Source organism: Nonlabens tegetincola (assembly GCF_002117085.1).
GTDB lineage: Bacteria > Bacteroidota > Bacteroidia > Flavobacteriales > Flavobacteriaceae > Nonlabens > Nonlabens tegetincola.
The window spans coordinates 2,484,388-2,504,020 of record NZ_CP019342.1 but is presented as its reverse complement, the minus strand read 5'-3'; the positions used below and the strand labels follow the sequence as shown (position 1 = coordinate 2,504,020).

Annotated in this window: 16 protein-coding genes; 10 read left to right on the top strand and 6 right to left on the bottom strand. The window is 34.8% G+C overall.

From position 1 onward, the window contains the following. Window positions 1-11: 11 nt before the first annotated feature. Window positions 12-2,630, bottom strand: a complete 2,619-nt coding sequence (gene porW / locus BST91_RS11550; RefSeq protein WP_085775465.1) for a type IX secretion system periplasmic lipoprotein PorW/SprE — start codon at window positions 2,628-2,630, stop codon at window positions 12-14. Between the two features lie 245 nt (window positions 2,631-2,875). Between porW and BST91_RS11545 the strand changes: the two genes are divergently transcribed. Beyond that, complete coding sequence (locus tag BST91_RS11545; protein ID WP_085775464.1) at window positions 2,876-6,355, top strand: TraB/GumN family protein; 3,480 nt, start codon at window positions 2,876-2,878, stop codon at window positions 6,353-6,355. Here the strand turns inward: BST91_RS11545 and BST91_RS13125 are convergent. The 3 genes from BST91_RS13125 to BST91_RS11535 all read right to left on the bottom strand — a co-directional run bounded on the left by BST91_RS13125 (window position 6,352) and on the right by BST91_RS11535 (window position 8,891). Further along, complete coding sequence (locus tag BST91_RS13125) at window positions 6,352-6,525, bottom strand: hypothetical protein (protein WP_169709781.1); 174 nt, start codon at window positions 6,523-6,525, stop codon at window positions 6,352-6,354. The two genes, BST91_RS11545 and BST91_RS13125, sit on opposite strands and share 4 nt — an antisense overlap. A 59-nt stretch (window positions 6,526-6,584) precedes the next feature. Beyond that, entirely contained in the window at window positions 6,585-7,307 is a 723-nt protein-coding gene (locus tag BST91_RS11540; RefSeq protein WP_085775463.1) for an ABC transporter ATP-binding protein, read from the bottom strand. Between the two features lie 99 nt (window positions 7,308-7,406). Beyond that, the gene (locus tag BST91_RS11535; protein WP_085775462.1) at window positions 7,407-8,891 is read right to left on the bottom strand and encodes a DUF5687 family protein; all 1,485 of its coding nucleotides are present in this window, start codon (window positions 8,889-8,891) and stop codon (window positions 7,407-7,409) included. A gap of 165 nt (window positions 8,892-9,056) precedes the next feature. Between BST91_RS11535 and BST91_RS11530 the strand changes: the two genes are divergently transcribed. Together BST91_RS11530 and BST91_RS11525 are read left to right on the top strand one after the other, a co-directional pair. Then, entirely contained in the window at window positions 9,057-9,668 is a 612-nt protein-coding gene (locus BST91_RS11530; protein ID WP_042276684.1) for a DUF4254 domain-containing protein, read from the top strand. A gap of 2 nt (window positions 9,669-9,670) precedes the next feature. Further along, on the top strand, window positions 9,671-10,693 hold the full coding sequence (locus BST91_RS11525) for a glycosyltransferase family 9 protein (protein ID WP_085775461.1): 1,023 nt from the start codon (window positions 9,671-9,673) through the stop codon (window positions 10,691-10,693). Between the two features lie 55 nt (window positions 10,694-10,748). On the opposite strand, the gene BST91_RS11520 is transcribed toward BST91_RS11525, so the two are convergent. Together BST91_RS11520 and BST91_RS11515 are read right to left on the bottom strand one after the other, a co-directional pair. After that, window positions 10,749-11,450 (bottom strand): CoA transferase subunit A, encoded by a 702-nt coding sequence (locus tag BST91_RS11520; protein WP_085775460.1) that lies wholly within the window; start codon window positions 11,448-11,450, stop codon window positions 10,749-10,751. A 61-nt stretch (window positions 11,451-11,511) separates the two neighbouring features. After that, window positions 11,512-12,552, bottom strand: coding sequence for a ferredoxin--NADP reductase (locus tag BST91_RS11515; protein ID WP_085775459.1), 1,041 nt, complete (start codon window positions 12,550-12,552; stop codon window positions 11,512-11,514). A gap of 171 nt (window positions 12,553-12,723) precedes the next feature. Between BST91_RS11515 and BST91_RS11510 the strand changes: the two genes are divergently transcribed. The 7 genes from BST91_RS11510 (at window position 12,724) to BST91_RS11480 (ending at window position 19,606) form a co-directional block, all read left to right on the top strand. Beyond that, complete coding sequence (locus tag BST91_RS11510) at window positions 12,724-14,586, top strand: M1 family metallopeptidase (protein ID WP_042276693.1); 1,863 nt, start codon at window positions 12,724-12,726, stop codon at window positions 14,584-14,586. A 109-nt stretch (window positions 14,587-14,695) separates the two neighbouring features. Next, window positions 14,696-15,064: a ribonuclease P protein component gene (gene rnpA, locus BST91_RS11505; protein ID WP_244895631.1), complete on the top strand. Its 369-nt coding sequence runs from the start codon at window positions 14,696-14,698 to the stop codon at window positions 15,062-15,064. Window positions 15,065-15,181: 117 nt separating this feature from the next. Next, window positions 15,182-16,816 (top strand): S41 family peptidase, encoded by a 1,635-nt coding sequence (locus tag BST91_RS11500; protein ID WP_060523470.1) that lies wholly within the window; start codon window positions 15,182-15,184, stop codon window positions 16,814-16,816. Continuing rightward, window positions 16,813-17,922: an OmpA family protein gene (locus BST91_RS11495; protein ID WP_085775458.1), complete on the top strand. Its 1,110-nt coding sequence runs from the start codon at window positions 16,813-16,815 to the stop codon at window positions 17,920-17,922. The genes BST91_RS11500 and BST91_RS11495 overlap by 4 nt, the downstream gene beginning before the upstream one ends. Before the next feature lie 2 nt (window positions 17,923-17,924). Then, window positions 17,925-18,254, top strand: a complete 330-nt coding sequence (locus BST91_RS11490; protein ID WP_042276698.1) for an ArsR/SmtB family transcription factor — start codon at window positions 17,925-17,927, stop codon at window positions 18,252-18,254. A 67-nt stretch (window positions 18,255-18,321) separates the two neighbouring features. After that, the gene (locus BST91_RS11485; protein WP_085775457.1) at window positions 18,322-19,278 is read left to right on the top strand and encodes an L-threonylcarbamoyladenylate synthase; all 957 of its coding nucleotides are present in this window, start codon (window positions 18,322-18,324) and stop codon (window positions 19,276-19,278) included. A gap of 16 nt (window positions 19,279-19,294) precedes the next feature. After that, complete coding sequence (locus BST91_RS11480; RefSeq protein WP_085775456.1) at window positions 19,295-19,606, top strand: DUF6660 family protein; 312 nt, start codon at window positions 19,295-19,297, stop codon at window positions 19,604-19,606. The last annotated feature ends 27 nt before the right edge of the window (window positions 19,607-19,633 follow it).

Here is a 19,633-nt window from a genome sequence, read left to right as displayed (position 1 = left end):
TTAAGGGGTATTTACTTCATTTCAGCGGTGTACTTATCCAATGATTTATACACTTGAATGATTTTATAGTTTTCTGTTGCTATTGCAATATAAGGTCTTGAAATATTATAACCATTTTCTGGTTTCTGTAGTAATTCACCCAATCCTTTGGCTCCTAATTTAGTATTGAAACCGTGAATTACTAACAGTTTTTCGTTTTCATTATACACGTCGGTTGAATAGGTGAATGAGTATTCCGCTTTCGCGAAAGCGTCATCAAGAGCAGCAGTCAGGTTATCGATTGCAGATTGCTCACTTTTATTAAACCTATAAACCAGTTTAAAATCTGTAAGCCCATCTTCTGGCAGGTAAACTTCTGGTATTTTGAGAGATTCTGCTTTTTTTACTAAATCCTGTGCGCTTTTACCTACCTCACTATTTGGATAATTAAGTGCTACATAATCTATTCCTCGCTTATAAGCTTGAAAACCGTATAATCTACCTGATGCAAATGCTTTAAGTAGTTCTAATCTAGGTACAATTTCATCTCCATTGAATATTTTGACATATTCTGGAACAAGAGCTATTACTTGATCGTACTGCTCAGCCTCATACATTTTATACAGTCTATTATAAACCGCAAGGGGTGTTTCACTATTATCTAATTTTGATTCTGGATTACGCAATAACTCAGCATATCTAGAATCTGGATACTCAGAGATTATTTTGTTTTTATAGAGATTGGCCTTTTGTGCATTTGGTGTTTTACTGTCTTCCTTATAAATAAGGTATAGGTTGTAAAGGGCAGGTAATTCTAGTTTTTCTACTGGTTCAAAATCCAGAAGTCTAGTGAATCGATCAATAGCCAGATCGTTTCTTTTAAATTTCTCTTTATAGATTACACCTAACTGATAGTAGGCAAAGTCTCTAGAGTCGGCAATGCTGTCTAACACAAATCTGCCTTTTGGTAGTTGTTCAATATAAAAGGAGGTTGTGAACTCTGGTCGTAGTTCCTCTTCTTCATTTACAATTTCATCTTCTATCTCTCCTTCCAGGGTAGATTTTTTGTTTTTACGTCGCCAGTTATCTTCTAATTTGCGTTTACCCCATTTTGATCTAAAATCTTGTTTACCACGAGCAACAGTTTGCGTGTTGTAAAAGTAGAAAGATGAGTTACCTAAAGAAGGTCCTGTAGGTCCTGGTGGTGTTGCTCCACCAAAGGTTGGTCCTATATTACCTCTTCTAGAGGTTTTGTTATTTTGAATTTTGGCAAAGGCCGTTTGCTGCTGTGCTTCTTTTGCTGCGGCAACTTCGGCAGCTCGAGCTTCTCTTTCTTCTTGTGCTTTTAAACTATCAATATATACTTGATAATATTGTTCTTGTTCTTGTGGAGACATTGCTAGTACTTTAAAAATACTATCGGCACTTCTACGCCATCCTTCATATACTATAACACCTTCTAAATTGTCTCGCTTTTTACGTACCAATCTATGTTCTGGCGTGCGTTCCTTATATTGCGCTACTGCGCTATCATAGTATTTCCCAGCATTGACATATTCTGCCTGATCAAAACTAATTTTTGCAAGTGCACTATAGTTATTACCTCTTAAATATTTATCAGTACCACCTTTGGCTCTTAGCGATTTATTAAAGTATTCTTTGGCAAGATTTAAACTGTCCTTGTCATGATAGTAAATTGCCTTACGAGAATAAATAGCATCTAACCACGGTCTGTTTTCTCTGTTTTCCTCAAGATCGGTGATGGTTTCAATAAGCTCGGTATCACTATCAACGGCCGGATCGTACAGTTTTATTTTTTCTATAAAAGCGTTTATATAGTAACGTCTAGGTATTTTACGATGCCATTCAATAAGTTGATCGTAATGTGCAAAAGCACTGTCGCGTTGACCCGATTTTGCAAATAATTGCCCTGCTATAAAGTTATATCTTGCTTGTGTCTCTCTATTTTTAGTTTGTTGAGCTGCTTTATTCATGTAGACTAACGCGCTATCAACTTCTTCTAAGTTTAAAAAAGCTTGTGCAAAAATGGCATTTGCTAGTGCTAGATCCTCTTGTTCAAATTTTTCCTCGTCCTGAGAAAGTAATTTTCTCAAGTTCTTAATTGCGATTTCATTATTATCTAATCGCATATTTGTTTTTTCTCGCCAGATTTTTGCTCTATTGAGCTCATCACTTTCTGGCATGAACTGTAAAATGTAATTAAATGCTTCAAGGGCAGGAACAAATCGCTGGTCATAATAGCGAGCTTTTCCTAATAGCATGTATGCCTCATCGATTTGAGGATTATATTCTACCTCATTGATAAGCATGCTGTGTTTTTGTACCGCTTTAACCGCTTTTTCTTCAGCTCGTTCAAAATTGGGATCTAGCGCTCGCTGTCCTGGTAGAAAAACCTCGTCCTTAACAGACATTCTTTCAACTGGTAGAACTTCCCAATAGTTGTCTTTATAATTTTGCTCTAGTTGATCCAGTCCTGCTTGTAAAGCAAGGTCGCCGTTATACAATACATTGTATTCTGTTCCTACGGCATGTAGGTTGCGACTTATAAAGGAGTTTTTCTTACGGCTACATCCTACAAGTCCTGAAACGACTACAAGTATTAATAAAAACTGTGATAAATATTTATTCAAAAGAGCTCTTTTTAAGTCTACCTTACATAACTACAAAGCCTTATAGTTATTGTAATAAGTCGGTAAAAATAAGAAAACTGTAGACGTCTATCCTAATCTAAAGAATCAACCTGTAAGTATTCTTTACGGTTATCATACTATAAGTCCTATTTTGTCCAACTCACTCAATCATATTGGTCATTAACTAAATACCTTTTTTATTTCATCCTTTTGTACCTATTTTTAAACGATAATTAAATGATTGCATGAAAAACTATTTATGGATAGGTGCTTGTTTGTGGTGCCTACTAATGACTGCTCAACAAAAAGAGAACAGCTTGTTATGGAAAATTACCGGTAATGGTCTAGAAAAACCATCCTACTTATACGGAACAATGCACGTGAGTAAAAAGGTGGCTTTTAGACTGGACGATGTTTTTTATAAAGCTTTAAATGAAAGTGATGCCATTGCTTTAGAATCAGATCCAACCTTCTGGATGGGTGAGTATTATGAAGAGGAAAAAAATGATCCTAAGAATCTTACTCGTGGTGGATATGATGATGATTTTTATGAAGGCATGTTTAAACTAGGTCATCCTGAACCTCAACTAGTAAGATACAGTTTAAGATTAGGTGACGAGGCATTAAACGGTTTTCTTTATAGGAAATCAAATGGCGGCGATAATTTTGAAGAGGAAACATACCTCGATTTATTTATTTATCAAGCTGGTAAAAAGAATAATAAGCCCATTATAAGTCTTGAGGATTTTAAAGAATCTCAATATTTAACTACCGTAGCAGGAAATAGCGAGCCAAAAAAAGAGGTCGATAAATGGTTACAAGAACGTTTAGAAAATAAAAATCGATATACCTTAATGGAAGATGTTTATCGCGATAGAAACATCTCATTACTAGACAGCATAGGGCAAGCAACCGATACCGAATACTATAGGGAATATATGCTTTATAAGCGTAATCAAAATATGGTTGATGAACTTATAAAATCCATGGGTGACAAAAGCATTTTTGCAGGTGTAGGAGCAGCACATCTACCTGGGGAAAAAGGGATGATTCACTTACTTGAAAAGGAAGGTTATACGGTCGTACCCTATACGAGTGAACAAACTGAATACGCAAGTGCACAAAAAGAATTACTGGACGATACGTTTGTGGCTCCTACGCTTTCGCGAAAGCGTACCGATGACGACTTTATTTCCATTGAAAGTTTTGATGAGTTAAGAGGTTTTTCTGCTAGTAATCAAACCTTTATAATGGTGCCAGAAATGACAAATGGTGCATATTTAATGATGTATCGTATAAATACATTCCCTTATTTACCAATTACTCCAGAGGAAACAGAAGAAATCAATCTGGATTATATAGAGAATTTTCTGTACGAGGATATTCCAGGTGAAATTGTAAGCAAGGAAAAAATAACCAGTCCTTATCCTGGATTTGATATCTTGAATAAAACCAAAAAAGGTGATTATCAACGATACCGTATTTATGAAACACCATTGGAACTGCTGATTATAAAATTAGGTGGTAAACAAGGCTATGTTAAACAATATGGCGATTCGATTTTTAATACGTTAGAAATTAAACAGGTAACAACTGGAATGGAAGAGTTTAATTCCCCTAATAAAGGATTTAAAGTAATGTTTCCCAAGTATCGTACTGCTACAAACGTTTCCTTAGCTGGTAAAAAATTATTGCAAGGTAAGAGTGATGGTATTACTTATTTTCTACAGGAAACTGTTGTTAATAGTACTAACTATATTGAAGACGATAAATTTGAAGCACAGTTCATTGTCGAGGAATTTGCGCAAAATCAGAAACTTAAATTAAAAGACGGTTATTTATCAAAAAACCCTTACCAATCATACACTGCCCTAGCACAAGATACAATTAATAACACCGCTATGTACTTGCATAGTGTTATGCGTAATAATAAATACTATCTTCTAGGAGCAACTACAACTGATAAAAAAACTGCTGATGCGTATTTCAATTCGCTTGAATTCAATACTCCTAAGTATGAAAAGTTTGAAACCGTTGTTGACACCGCATTGTATTTCACTGTAAAAAGTCCAGTGGACGCACCTTATAGAAAAAGTAATTCTTATGACAGACCAAAAGCACATGAAAGTCTAGAAAAATCTACCACTTACTACACTCCTGCAAACGAGTTTATCAGAGTAAAAATGGAAAAATTTCATGATCTTCAAATGTATAAGGATGCACAAGAAATGTGGGAAGATTATAACAATGACCTAGCTGATAATTATAGTTTTGAGGAGTTAGGTGCTACTCTTAAAGATAGTATAACTTCCCAAAATAATGACTTATACACCTATTCTAGGACTTATACAGATAGTTCAAGTGCCAAGATTTTAAAGTACAAGAATATATATTACAAAGGGCGTATTTATGAAATAAAGACAGTGTATGATACTATCCAAGAACCTTCTGAATTTATATCAAATTTCTTTGAAACTTTTACTCCAAAAGATACTTTACTAGGTAAAGATGTGTTTGTGGATAAAGTTGATATTTTCTTTAATGCAGTTAAAAGTAGAGATACTCTAGCTTTTGTTTCAAACGAATTACTACGATTTAATAAGAAACATATTGACCAACTCATTGATTGGATACCAACCGTAAAAGCCGATGAGAAGAATTTCAAAAGTGAACGTAATGATGCTATAAGACAATTAATGGCGTTACAAGAAGAAGATGATAGAGTGTTACCATTTATTGAATATTTGTATGAACTTTCTTACGATCAACCTGATGTACAAAGCCTTATCCTGAACGAACTCATGCGAACTGAAACTCGCAAAGGTCAAAAAATATTATTGGGCCTTTTAGAAAAAGATCTACCATTGAGTACCAGTTATCAGGACAACTTTTTAAGAAGAAATGATCGCAACCTTGTTCTAAGAAAAGAACTATTCCCTGAACTGTTTAAATACGCATCTATCTCAGAATATAAAGAGCCTGTTTATGAATTGCTAGCTAAACTAAAAGATAGCGGCCTTATGAAAGTAAAGCAGTATAAGCGATATAGAGATCAAATAATCACCGACGGGAAGATAGATATTAAACGTAATTTAAGTGCTAGTAGTTCCTATGGTTCTACAAGTAATCTACTTCCCTATGCAAAACTTATATTTCCATTTAGAGAGGAGCGTAATGCTAAGATTTTCTTTGAGAAATTAATAAAAAGTAAAAACGATAAGGTTTTATCTTATTACTACCTAGAGCTGCTCAAAAACAATGAATCAATACCGGCTGAACTGGAGGAATACAAAAATACCGATGCCGACTTTGAAGCAGTAATCATAAGAAAAGGAGCACGATATGGAGTAAAACCTTATAACAACCTAATTGATCAAGAAATAGCAAGAGCTACTTTATTAGGTCGAATTAACATTGAAAAGAAAAAGGATTCCATGTTCTTCCTTAAAAAGGAAATTATTAAAACTGATCTTGATGAGGAAGTAAGTGTATACTTTTTCAAGTTAATAAAAGAGAACACCTACAAAGACAAGGAGTATGTCATGTACGCAGCCTACTTGCCTGAAAAAGATCGTGAGTATAAAACAGAAACCTATGATGAATCCTCAAGTAATGGTATTTCTATAACACCTACTCGAGATGAAGAGGATATTATTAATAAGGTTACTAAAAAATTAAAGCACCTTACACGTGGTCGTGTACCTAGAATAGGTGGTAGGTATTAAAACCACCACACATCTTTTTTAAAAATCCATTTTAAACCGTAGCGCTTTCCACTTTGGTATTGCGCTACGTGTGGTTTTGGTGCCACCACTACTGCTACAATTATGGGTAACATCGTAGTAAAAACAGATGTTTTATTAGTAATTGCCTTAGTTATAAAAAAAGTTCCCATAAATAAAACAAGAAAACTAATTGAATACACTAAATACGTTTTAATCTTAGGGCTCATAACTATTCTTCTTCTTGATAATTTTCAGATATTCCTTTAAAATAAGATTCTAATTCGTGGAATGTACCAGCCGTTTTTACAATGTCCTTTACCACCTTACCTTTTTCAAGTAGAACGACACGTTGTGCTACCTCAGTAACGTGTATTAAATCATGACTAGACACTAGCACAGTGACCTCAGGATCGTTGGCTAGATCCTTTATGATGTTCTTTAAACGTATTTGAGTACTTGGATCTAGATTTGCAAACGGTTCATCTAGAATGATAACTTTAGGGTTACCTATAAGAGAAGCAACAATCCCTACTTTTTTCTGGTTTCCTTTAGAAAGATCTCTTAAATATTTTTTCTGGCCGATAGCTTCGCCATTAAAAAAGTCCGTGTATTTGGCCATCACAGCATCTACATCGGCTTTATTTAATCCTCGTAGCTCACCTATAAAATAAAAATACTCTTCGGGAGTAAGATATCCGATAAGAAAACTCTCATCAACAAAAGCGCTTGTAAAAGGTTTCCACTCTTCACTCTTATCCACGCGTACGCCATTTGATTCAATGTGTCCGCTATTTGCCTGGATCAAGTCTAGTAATAATGAAAATAATGTCGTTTTTCCTGCACCATTGTTTCCAACCAGTCCTATTGCTTGACCTTGTGGAATTTCTAAGTGTTCTATATCTAGAACTGTAACTCCATTATATTGTTTTGAAAGATTTTGAATACTTATCATGATGTGTAAATATTATTAGTTTTTTAGGGTTTCGCTTTCGCGAAAGCGGACTATCTAAATCTCACTCCTACCCTACTTTTAATTGTATTATTATTGAGGCTAGTTTTTTTGCGCATAGGCAGCAATAGTGTCGTACTTTTCTTCCTTATATAGACCTTCAATTATCTCAAAAATTTTATTTCTAAATAGCAATCCTAGTATACCTGTCACTGCAATAGCGATAAATCCAGCAGATTCACTTATCGTAAGTCCAAATGCATAATAAATTACTATAGGTAGAATAAGTTTTGGGATAAGCATGAGTAAAGTCTTTGCATTGAAAGCCTTGCTATCTCCAAATGCTTTTTTGTTTGAGGTTAAATCAATAGGTGTTTTAACATAGGCGCCACCCCATAAAACTACAGAAGAATTAAAGCCTATATTATAGATAGCTCCACAAACCATGGCTAACCACCAGTCCAGTCCAAAGTATAAGTAGAACGTACATATTAAGAAACTTACAGCGGTACATATTACCATAAGCCACCATTTGCTTAATAGAAACTCTCTGTATGGAATATTTTGAGACATCATTAATTTGTAATAGCTACTGTCCCATGAAGGTACTAATCCACCAAAGCTGAATAGGAATCCACCGGTACAAAATAATCCTGCAAAAATTTTCATACCGTTTATTTGCTCATAGATATCATTCATAAAGAAGAATCCATAGAACACAAACAGAAAGCCCATGATAAAGGTTGTTCTTGCACGCTTGTTACGTTTTATAAGTTTAATGTCGTTTTTTAAATAGGTTGATATTTTACCGAATCTATCGAGAAAGCTTAGATCTTCTGTCTTGGCTTCTTTAACCTTTGATTTTAGTCCAGCATCTAAATAAAGTTGTCCTTTAAAATATTTATAGGCATACCAGCCAAAAAATACTGCTGCTCCTATGGGTAATACAAATGACCAGGCATTGTTGTAAAAGAACTCAAAAACAGGTTGAGTATAAATAGTGATGTCAAATATGCCGTAGTATTGAGTAATGGCAAAAACTCCCATTATGGCTGCAACTGGATAAAATACAACGTCTTTATTATTGATGAAAATGTTTAAGAAATTGAGCGAAAGTGTTATTCCTAACATCGCTAAATGCCAGCTAATTACTCCAGCTACGTCATAACCCTTAGCAAGTAATACGATACTAAATGGAATAAAAAACATGGCTGGTAGTAAAGTAAAGAACGAAAAAACAGTTTTACCTAAGGCATATTTTACAATCTTTCCCTTTGTAAATGGTAAATAAAGTAAAGGTTTAATATTAGCCACTGGCATCTTTTGCATAGCATATCTAAAAACTAAATCTACTACGAACCAAAAAATCAAAAACTTGTTTATTACTTCAAAAGGACTTCCGGCATTGATTTTACCGTTCTCAATGAATTCTTCTAGGATAAAGTAACTACCAGCTCCTAAACCTATAAATTCAAGTAAAATGATAAAGGCAAAGAATCCTAATATTATCTTGATTGCTAGATTTTGTTTAAAGGCGGCGCTTCTTAAAAAACTCTTCCATTCTAAACTCAAAAAGTACTTAAGCATAAGATTTTATATTGTGGTTGATGTATATGTAGACCTTGATAAAAATTTGTTACAGTATAAAGATATGGTCTAATCCCGATAATCTGGATATTGATGGCTACTCATAACTCTTGTAGCTTATAAAAGCAGCTTGTTATGAATTATATTTGCATTAAAATTAAGTACATGTTTTCAGATAAGGCAAATAAGTTATTTCAAGAAGTTATAGAGAAGTATCACGTGATAAATACTGTGGATCAATCTTTTGAAAACCCATATGATCGTAATTCACACCTTATTGAACATTTACTATATCGCAAGTGCTGGATAGATACTGTCCAATGGCATTATGAAGATATCATACGCGACCCTAATATTGAACCTGTTGCTGCTCTAACTCTTAAAAGACAAATTGATGCCAGTAATCAGGATCGTACCGATATGGTTGAGTATATTGACAGTTATTTCCTTGAAAAATACAAGGAGGTTGTACCACACAATAATGCGACTATTAATACTGAAAGTCCTGCATGGGCTATAGATAGACTTTCTATTTTGGCTCTTAAAATATTTCATATGCATGAAGAGGCTACTAGAGAAGAAGCTTCACAAGATCATCGTAATGCTTGCCAAAAAAAATTAGATGTTCTTCTTGAACAACGTATTGATTTGTCAACTGCTCTTGATCAACTTTTGTCTGATATTGCTTCTGGTGATAAGTATATGAAAGTGTACAAGCAGATGAAGATGTACAATGATGACGAGCTTAATCCTGTATTGCGCGCGGCAAATAAATAAAAATGCCTAATACTCCTAAAAACATCTTAGTAACGCGCCTAAGTGCGATGGGTGATGTTGCTATGATAGTTCCAGTACTTATTGGATTTAAAAAGAAATATCCAGAAGTAAAAGTAACCGTATTATCGCGCAAGCGATTCAAGGATATTATAGAACAAGTCCCAGACGTTCAATTTATTGAAGCACAAGTTCAAGAGAAACATAGTGGCGCTCTAGGAATTTATAAGTTGTCACAAGAATTGCAACACTATTCGTTTGATGCTATTGCCGACTTTCATAACGTATTACGTACTAAAGCAATAAGATTATTTCTCACAGGAAAAAAAGCTGTAATAGACAAGGGTAGACTAGAGAAAAAACGTTTGATTAATGACCCTAACTTTTTTAAGCCACTAATCACTACTCACGAGCGCTACACGCAAGTATTAAGAAATTTAGGTTTCGAAATTAACTTACATGGTGATGAATTTCTTACATCCTTACCTCTATCAACACGCCTACAAGATTTTTTACCTACTAACACCTATAAATGGATAGGATTTGCCCCATTTGCAGCACATCCTTCTAAAGGGTTAAGTGTAGAGAGAATGGACGAATATTTAAAAGAGTTAAGTGGTCTGGAAAATGTTAATGTTTTTTTATTTGGTGGTGGTAAAAAGGAAGTAATAGTTTTAGATAAGCTAGCAGATTCCTATAACAACGTCATCAATCTTGCCGGTAAATTCTCTTTTAAGGAAGAATTAGCGATCATTTCCAAATTGGATCACATGATAGCCATGGACAGTGGTAATGGACATCTTGCAGCGATGTATGGTGTTGATACGATCACTGTTTGGGGATGCACGCATCCCTACGCAGGGTTTGCACCATTTGGACAACCTTTTAAAAACCAAGTAACGGTTAATAGAGATCGTTTTCCTTTGATTCCTACTTCCGTTTACGGTAATAAATGGCCTGACGGTTATGAAAATGCTATCAACACCATCCCTATCAAAAAAGTCATTCAATTAATAGTCAATAAATAAAAAAGGAGCATTTTGTAAAATGCTCCTTCTTTATATTCTTTATACTATCAAGTTTTTACTCTCTAGGTCTAGTAGTACGCTGCTCTATACGTTTCTCATATTTCTCTCCTTGGAAAATACGTTTAACAAAAATGCCTGGTATATGAATTTCATTGGGATCCAATTGTCCTGCAGGCACAAGTTCTTCCACCTCAGCAACAGTAATAGTTGCAGCACCACACATACAAGGATTAAAATTACGAGCAGTTCCTTTAAAAATTAGATTACCAGCTTCATCTCCTTTCCAAGCTTTTACAAATGCAAAGTCTGCCTTAAAGGCATGCTCTAGGATATGTGGTTTCCCATTAAATTCTCTTACTTCCTTTCCTTCTGCAACTTCAGTACCATATCCGGCTGGAGTATAAAACGCTGGAATTCCTGCTTGTGCGGCCCTACAACGCTCAGCAAGTGTTCCTTGAGGAATTAAATCAACCTCTAATTCGCCACTTAACATTTGTCTTTCAAACTCCTCATTTTCACCTACATAGGAAGAGATCATTTTTTTTACCTGCTTACCTTGTAAAAGTAATCCTAAACCAAAATCATCTACACCAGCGTTATTAGAGATACAAGTAAGGTCCTTTACTTCTAGCTTTACTAATTGAGCAATGCTGTTTTCTGGAATTCCAGACAGGCCAAAACCACCTACCATCAGTGTCATACCGCTTTTAACTCCTTCAAGAGCTTTCTCTACATTAGCAACTGTTCTATTGATCATAATGTGTTTTTATTATCGGTATGAAAATACAATAATTATAAGACAATGAAAGCTGGTAGGGCTATACCTCATCAAAATTTACAACTACTTTTGAACTAGTTGGATAAGCTTGACAAGATAAGGAAAATCCATCGCTTACTTCTTGATCAGTAAGTATAGCATTCTTAGCCATTTGGGCAGTTCCTTCTTCAATTAAACAAATACAAGAACTGCATATTCCACCTTGACAAGAATATGGTGCATCGATATCGTTTTTAAGAATTACATCTAGTAAATTTTGATCTCTAGTCATGGTAAAGGAATGCTCTTCATCATCTAGAATAACTTTTACCTCTGTTAAATGTGAATCTTCAGTTATTTCAATATCGTTCTCTTGAGTTGTAAACAGTTCAAACAAAATGTTTTCTTTGTCCAAATACCCTTTTTCATTTAGATTGTCGCTGGCCATTTTAATCATATCCTCTGGTCCGCATAAGTACGCTTTCGCGAAAGCGAGATCTTTACAATCATTTTTCAAAAAGTAATTCAAATTTCCTTTTGAAATACGACCAAATAAAGCTTCATCTCGTTCTTCACGTGAGAAAGAATACTTCAAAATGAATCTATCGCCGTATTGATCTTTCAAATCGTTAAGTTGCTCAAAGTAAATAGTTTGAGATAGAGATTGATTACCGTATAACAAGGCAAACTTGCTATCTAATTCTTGTGAAAGAACGGTTTTAATCATTGAAATTATAGGTGTGATTCCACTACCGGCAGCAATGGCAAGATAGGTGTTACCGTTGTCAATGTTATGAACAAAAAGACCTTGTGGCGCAGCTACTTCAAGAGTATCACCTGCTTTTAAGCTTAATGCATAGTTAGAAAACAAACCATTAGGAACAGCTTTAACCACAACACTTATTGAGTCCTCAAATGGAGCGCTAGATAAGGAGTAGGCTCTACGTACATCCTGATCGTTTATCTTAGATTTTAAAGTAAGATATTGTCCAGATTTATATTCAAATTCTGATTTTAAATTATCTGGAATCTGAAATACAATCTCCACAGCTTGTGGAGTTACTCTAGTTACTTGTTTTATAGTGAGTTTATGAAAAACCATGTTGTAATTTTAAAAATGTAAAAATAAGAACTGTCGCTTGCTTAATTACCAATTGCATTCAAATAGTCGCAGTAGGTCATAATTCTTATCTTAGCATCATAAAAACAGAGGTTATAAGAAAAAATCGATTGATTTGAACTTGTAATCACTAGGAATTAACCATAATTACACATGAAAAAAATTGCATTATTATTACTCGCAGCATTTATAGTGAGCTGTGGATCAACCTCATCAACTAGTTCGGTGGCATCATCAAGTGATGAAACTACTTACTGGCAACAGCATGTTGATTATACCATGGATGTTGATATGGACGTGGACCGATATCAGTATACAGGAAAACAAACTTTGGTGTACACCAACAATTCGCCAGAAACGCTAGACCGTGTTTATTATCATTTATTTTTTAATGCTTTTCAACCAGGTAGTGATATGGATGTAAGATCACGCAGTATCGAAGATCCTGATAGAAGAGTTGGATCTCGTATTGCTGGGCTGGATCAAAATGAGATAGGTTATCTGTACGTGGATAATATGACGCAGGATGGGACTGCGTTAAATCCACAACGTGAAGGAACAATACTGGTAGTACCACTAGCTAAACCTCTTGCTCCAGGAGCTTCTACAACTCTTAAATTAGATTTTGATGGGCAAGTTCCTGTTCAAATACGTCGTAGTGGTCGCAATAACGCTGAAGGTGTGGCGCTTTCAATGACACAGTGGTATCCTAAAATGGCCGAATTTGACAAAACTGGTTGGAACACTAGTCCATACATAGGTCGTGAATTTCATGGTGTATGGGGAGATTTTGACGTTAAGTTAACAATGGATCGTACTTATACAGTTGGTGGAACTGGTTATTTACAAAACCCTAAGGAGATAGGCCATGGATATGACAAAGCAAATTCTGGTCCTGGAAAAGGAAAGGACGGCAAATTAACGTGGCATTTTGTGGCTCCACAGGTTCATGATTTTGCATGGGGTGCAGATCCTGATTTTGTTCATGATATTTACAAAGGAGCAAATGGTGTAGATCTTCATTTCTTCTATAAGAATAAAGCATCTATCAAGGATAATTGGAAGAAGTTACAACCAGTAACAAATGAATTTTTGAAATTTTTCAATAAAAATATCGGTGAGTATCCATACAAGCAATACTCTGTAATCCAAGGTGGTGACGGAGGAATGGAGTACGCAATGTGTACCCTAATTACAGGTGAGAGAAAATTCAACAGTCTTGCAGGAGTTACTGCTCATGAGTTTGCACACTCATGGTTTAATCACGTACTAGCTACAGACGAATCTAAACACGAATGGATGGATGAAGGATTTACTACCTACATATCAAATCTCGCAGAAGCGTATGTGAGTGGTGGTGACATGTCAAAAGCAAATCAAAGCTCTTACCGCGGTTATATTTACCTAGCAACGTCTGGTAAGGAAGAACCACAAACCACTCATGCCGATCATTATCATACTAACCTAGCCTATGGTGTAAGCGCTTATAATAAAGGAGCTACTTTCCTAGCTCAATTAGGATACATAGTAGGTAACGATGTACGTGATCAAATCATTAAAGAATATTACAACACTTGGAAATTCAAACACCCAGACCCTAATGACTTTAAAAGAGTAGCAGAGCGTGTAAGCGGTTTTGATCTTGAATGGTACTTGCGCGATTGGACCATGACGACTAAGACAATTGACTATGCAGTTAACGATATGAATAGCTTAGATGGTGTTAATGTAATCGAGCTAGAACGTAAAGGTCAAATGGGCATGCCGTTGGATATAGAAGTGACAATGACAGATGGAACGAAGAAAATGTTTTACATACCATTACAAGAAATGAGAGGTGAAAAGGAAATTCCTTCTAATTGGACAAAACTGGCTGATTGGTCGTGGGCAAATCCTACTTATAATCTAATATTGGATGGGATCAATATGAACGATGTAAAATCTGTAACTATAGATCCATTAAACCAAATGGCTGATATCGATAAAGAAAATAATAGCTGGAGTCTAGAGATGTAATCGAGCTTAAATTATTTATAAAAACGCCATTTCATGAAACTATGAAATGGCGTTTTTTTATTTATAGAACCTAGATATAGCTAAATTTGCTCCCAAGAATAATTATCTGATGATTAGATTTACCTTTTCAAAAAATCAAAAATTAAAAAGTCGCAAACTTATTGAGCAACTTTTTAAAGATGGTAAATCAATTAAATCAGGTCCATTACGTCTGGTTTATCTTCCCGTAGAGAAAGAAACTCAAATAGGTGTAAGTGTCTCAAAAAGATACTTTAAAAGGGCTGTTGACCGCAATAGATTAAAACGATTATTGCGTGAGGCGTATAGACTATCACAACATGATTTTCCATTTGATAAACAGCCTATCGCAGGTATGTTTATCTACCATTCTAATCGTATGCCAGAATACACCTTTTTAGAAAATCAAATGAAAAAACTCATCAAGAAGTACCATCTTTCAAATACAAATTCTAAATAAAAATAAGAAGGACTTCTAATTACAAACTGTGGAATGCTATTTGATTTATCGTGGTTAATTGTAATTAACCTATCTTTATGCGTTACCCTATTGAGTAAGGATAAGAATTAACAAGTAATGAAATTATTAAAACGTAAAATAATCATTCCTATAATTGCTGTTATAGGAGTTTTCTCACTAGTTAGTTTTCAAAATGACTTTTTTGAAATTGCTAAGCAAATAGAAATTTTCAACGAAATGTATAAACAGATCAACATGAACTATGTTGACGAGACTAATCCAGGCGATCTTATGGATAATGCTATTGAAGGCATGATGGATGAGCTAGATCCCTATACAAAGTACTGGACAGAACAAGAAGTTGAAAAATCAAAAATTAATAGACGTGGAGCTTATACCGGTATAGGTGCTAGTGTATTAACTAAAGATGATAAAATCATAATAGTAGAACCGTGGAAAGATTATCCAGCAGACAAGGCTGGTCTAAAAGCTGGAGATGAAATTATAAGTATAGATGCGGTTCAAATTTCTGATTATAAGGACAACGCCGGTGATTTATTAAAAGGATCTCCTGGAAGTGAGCTCAAAGTAGTTTACAGAAGACAAGGCAAATTGCTAAATGCGACACTTAAAAGAGCTGCGGTAGATGTACATGCTGTCCCTTTTTACGATATGGCTACTCCTGAAATAGGTTACGTTGTACTCTCTAAATTCAATGAAAAAGCTAGCAGAGAGACAAAAGCTGCTATTAAAGAACTTCAAGAAAAAGGTGCTCAAAAAATAATCCTAGACCTGCGAGGTAATCCAGGTGGATTATTAAGTGAGGCTGTAAATGTGTCTAACCTTTTTATTCCAAAAGATAAATTAATTACCAGTACTAAATCTGTTGTTCCAGAATACAACAAAACGTACCTGACCAAACGTAATGAGACATTTGAAGGTATGCCAATTGCTGTGCTTATTAATGGTCGCAGCGCAAGTGCAAGTGAAATTGTAAGTGGTAGTATACAAGATTATGATCGTGGGGTAATAGTAGGTGCACGTAGTTTTGGTAAAGGTCTTGTGCAACGCCCAAAAAAACTGAGCTATGGAACACAAATTAAAATTACCATTTCTAGATATTATACACCTAGTGGTAGATGTATACAAGCACTAGATTATTGGAATCGAGATGAAGATGGAAACGCCGTACGTACCAAAAAAGAAGATTACAATGCCTTTAAGACTGTAAACAGTGGTCGTACAGTGTATGATGGTGGTGGCGTTGATCCAGATATAAAGTTAGCTAGCTCGGCCTATTCACCCATTACCACTACCCTACTTAAAGAAAATGCGATTTTTGATTATGCCACGGACTACTATTACCAACATCAGTTCTCTGATATGAATGAGATCAAACTAACTGATCAGGATTTTAATGATTTTGTTGCTTGGTTAGAAAAAAGAGGATTTGATTTTGATACTGATACTGAATCCGCTTTCGCGAAAGCATACAAAACAGCAGTCAAAGAAGAACTGGACGACGACATTGCAACCACTTACAAAGCAATGAAGCAAGCTATCAAACAAGCAAAAAAGAAAGATATATTAGATAAAAAACCTGAAATCATGAGTTTGCTTACTGATGAAATCGTAAAGAGATATTTTTACAAAGAAGGATTATACCAGTATCAAATAAAATACAGCCCAGAAATAAAAACTGCTATAGAAGTGCTTGAAGACGAGAATCGCTACAACAATATATTAAAATGATAAACCGTTATTGCACCCTATTATTCCTATTGACAAGTCTGTTTTCTTTTTCACAAATTCAAGAACAACACAGTGTTTATTTTGATGTAGATAAAGATGAATTTAGTTTTAGTGAAGGAAGACAACTCAATGCTTTTTTTGACAATTTACTGTACAAACCTATTCTAGATGTAAAAATTCTTGGTTACTGTGACGATCGTGGTAGTTATGAGTACAATATGGATTTATCCAATAGAAGGGTAGAAACTGTAACAAACTGGCTGCAAAATCATGATATTCAAACGGATCATATATCTAAAATTATAGAAGGCCGTGGTGAAGTTGCTCTAGAAAAGAATTCACAAGAATCACTGGAAAATGAACGAGCACAAAATAGGCGTGTAGACCTCACCTTTACCTTGCGCAAGGAATATGTTGATCGTATTGAAATTAAGCAGTTAGAACGCAGCAAACTCACTCAAAAACAAAAAGAATTCATCGATGAATATGAAGAAAAAGTAGTCGATAAAATTATTAATGAACCAGATAGCAAAGAATCTATTACTGTACTGCCTCTTAACAATACTACGGACAAGGAAGATGAAATAACAGCAGTAAAGGTTAATAAGAATACTAAAGCTGCAACCACTGCTGCAAATACCCCAGAAGAGCAAGATGAATACCTAGATATTCCTACAAAACTTGATCCACCTATTGATAATACTAAAGAGCCTTTCAAAAGTTTACTACGTAAGAATATTAAAAAAGGCGAAATAATTAGATTAGAAAACGTACTGTTTTATAAAGGGCGTTCAAAACTTATAGAAGAATCACAGCCTATTCTAGAACGTATCGCCGAGATATTACTCGCCAGGGAAGATATCGAGTTTGAAATTCACGGTCACGTATGTTGTATAAATCCCGCGTATAAAGATGCTTACAATAGAGATACTAAAAAAACCAATTTATCTGTTGATAGAGCAAAGACCATTTTTAAAAAATTAAGAGAACGAGGAATTGATCCTAGAAGGATGAAATTTAAAGGATTCGGTAGAACCAAACCTCTAGGTGGACCCGATAAAAACGATCGTCGAGTCGAACTCTATATTACAAAAATTAACAAGTAAACATGGGTATTACCAAAACTGAATTATATACAGATAAACAAGTTAATCTTGCTGCGGTGTTTAAAGCACTGGGACATCCTGCTAGAGTAAGTATTTTAGAATATTTATTTAAAGTAGAATCTTGTGTGTGCGGTGATATTGTTGATGAAATAGGTCTGGCCCAAGCTACTATCTCACAACATCTTGTAGTATTAAAAAATGTAGGGATTATTCAGGGAACCGTTACTGGGACAAGCGTTTGTTATTGTATTGACAAAACAAAGTGGCTAGAAATCACAGAATATATTGAACCTTTCTTGAATTCTAGTACGTTAGATACGGAATGCTGTTAGGCTTAAATATTAATTTTTACTTGAGGTTTTTACTCCGATATTTGCCTAAAATTTGTAAAAGAATCCAATGACCGAAGTGTCTTCCAATATATCAAGGGCAGTAGACCTACTTAATCAAGATAAACTAGTCGCCATACCAACTGAAACTGTTTATGGTCTGGCAGGTAATATATATAGTGAAAAAGCCATAAAGGGAATTTTTGAAATGAAGCAACGACCTTTATTCAATCCCTTAATTGTGCATATTTACGATATTAGACAAGTAAGAGAACTTACTACTGATTTTCCAGAAAAAGCTCAAAAACTTGCTCAGAAATTCTGGCCTGGATCACTTACACTCATTTTACCAAAAAATGAGAAAGTCCCTAATCTGATAACCGCAAATAAAAACAGTGTAGGAATTAGGATGCCAGATCATTCAGTGACTCTAGAACTGCTAGCACAATTAGAATTTCCACTTGCAGCTCCTAGTGCAAATCCTTTTAGTAGAATAAGTCCTACCACTGCCCAACATGTGAAGGATTATTTTAATGATAAACTAGAGCTAGTACTAGATGGTGGACCTTGTAAAAATGGTATAGAATCGACTATAGTAGGTTTTGAAAATGAGGAACCTGTCATCTATAGATTAGGTTCTATTTCTCAAGAAGAAATAGAAGAGGTTATTGGTAAGGTGAACATTAATAATCAGGAAAAAAATGCACCTATTGCTCCTGGTATGGTAGAAAAACATTACGCTCCTAGAACCAAAACAGTGCTAGTAGAAAATGTATCAGACTACCTTCAAGCAAATAGGCATTTAAAAATAGGTATTTTATTACACCAGAAAATCGATGATGAGCAACTTGCCCATACCGTTAAATACCTTACCTCAACTAGCGATATTAAAGAAGCTGCTAGTTTATTGTATGCCAGCCTTCATGAATTAGATGCATTAAATCTAGATATCATTGTTGCTCAAAAATTCCCTGATTCAGGAATAGGGAAATCTCTCAACGATAGATTGACTAGAGCAACAAAGTAATGCTTACCTTTGACAAATGAAGTGGTTTTTTATTCTATTTTCCATGTACTTTCTAGCATTAAATATAATGCCGTGCGGTGATGGTGTAGAACATGATGACCATATTGAAATTGCTAGTGACGACGATGGCTGCGAGGATAACCATGAAGATTTGTGTTCCCCTTTTTGTATTTGTAATTGTTGTTCTGTTCAATTAGTATTTGAATTACCTTATATAACCCAGTTTCTATTTTCAGATAAAACTATTTTAGGTGATAATCACTACAAATCACCTTATTCTATTATTTATCCAGATTCGGAAATTGATCCTCCTAGAGTATTAAGTTAAATCCAACTTCAGGCTATAAATCGCCTT

Coding starts and splice junctions, on each gene's coding strand:
- BST91_RS11535 (WP_085775462.1), bottom strand. CDS start 8,891: ATGCTTAAGTACTTTTTGAGTTTAGAATGGAAGAGTTTTTTAAGAAGC.
- BST91_RS11495 (WP_085775458.1), top strand. CDS start 16,813: ATGATAAACCGTTATTGCACCCTATTATTCCTATTGACAAGTCTGTTT.
- BST91_RS11525 (WP_085775461.1), top strand. CDS start 9,671: ATGCCTAATACTCCTAAAAACATCTTAGTAACGCGCCTAAGTGCGATG.
- BST91_RS11515 (WP_085775459.1), bottom strand. CDS start 12,552: ATGGTTTTTCATAAACTCACTATAAAACAAGTAACTAGAGTAACTCCA.
- BST91_RS11540 (WP_085775463.1), bottom strand. CDS start 7,307: ATGATAAGTATTCAAAATCTTTCAAAACAATATAATGGAGTTACAGTT.
- BST91_RS13125 (WP_169709781.1), bottom strand. CDS start 6,525: ATGGGAACTTTTTTTATAACTAAGGCAATTACTAATAAAACATCTGTT.
- BST91_RS11500 (WP_060523470.1), top strand. CDS start 15,182: ATGAAATTATTAAAACGTAAAATAATCATTCCTATAATTGCTGTTATA.
- BST91_RS11510 (WP_042276693.1), top strand. CDS start 12,724: ATGAAAAAAATTGCATTATTATTACTCGCAGCATTTATAGTGAGCTGT.
- BST91_RS11530 (WP_042276684.1), top strand. CDS start 9,057: ATGTTTTCAGATAAGGCAAATAAGTTATTTCAAGAAGTTATAGAGAAG.
- BST91_RS11545 (WP_085775464.1), top strand. CDS start 2,876: ATGAAAAACTATTTATGGATAGGTGCTTGTTTGTGGTGCCTACTAATG.
- rnpA (WP_244895631.1), top strand. CDS start 14,696: ATGATTAGATTTACCTTTTCAAAAAATCAAAAATTAAAAAGTCGCAAA.
- BST91_RS11480 (WP_085775456.1), top strand. CDS start 19,295: ATGAAGTGGTTTTTTATTCTATTTTCCATGTACTTTCTAGCATTAAAT.
- BST91_RS11490 (WP_042276698.1), top strand. CDS start 17,925: ATGGGTATTACCAAAACTGAATTATATACAGATAAACAAGTTAATCTT.
- BST91_RS11485 (WP_085775457.1), top strand. CDS start 18,322: ATGACCGAAGTGTCTTCCAATATATCAAGGGCAGTAGACCTACTTAAT.
- BST91_RS11520 (WP_085775460.1), bottom strand. CDS start 11,450: ATGATCAATAGAACAGTTGCTAATGTAGAGAAAGCTCTTGAAGGAGTT.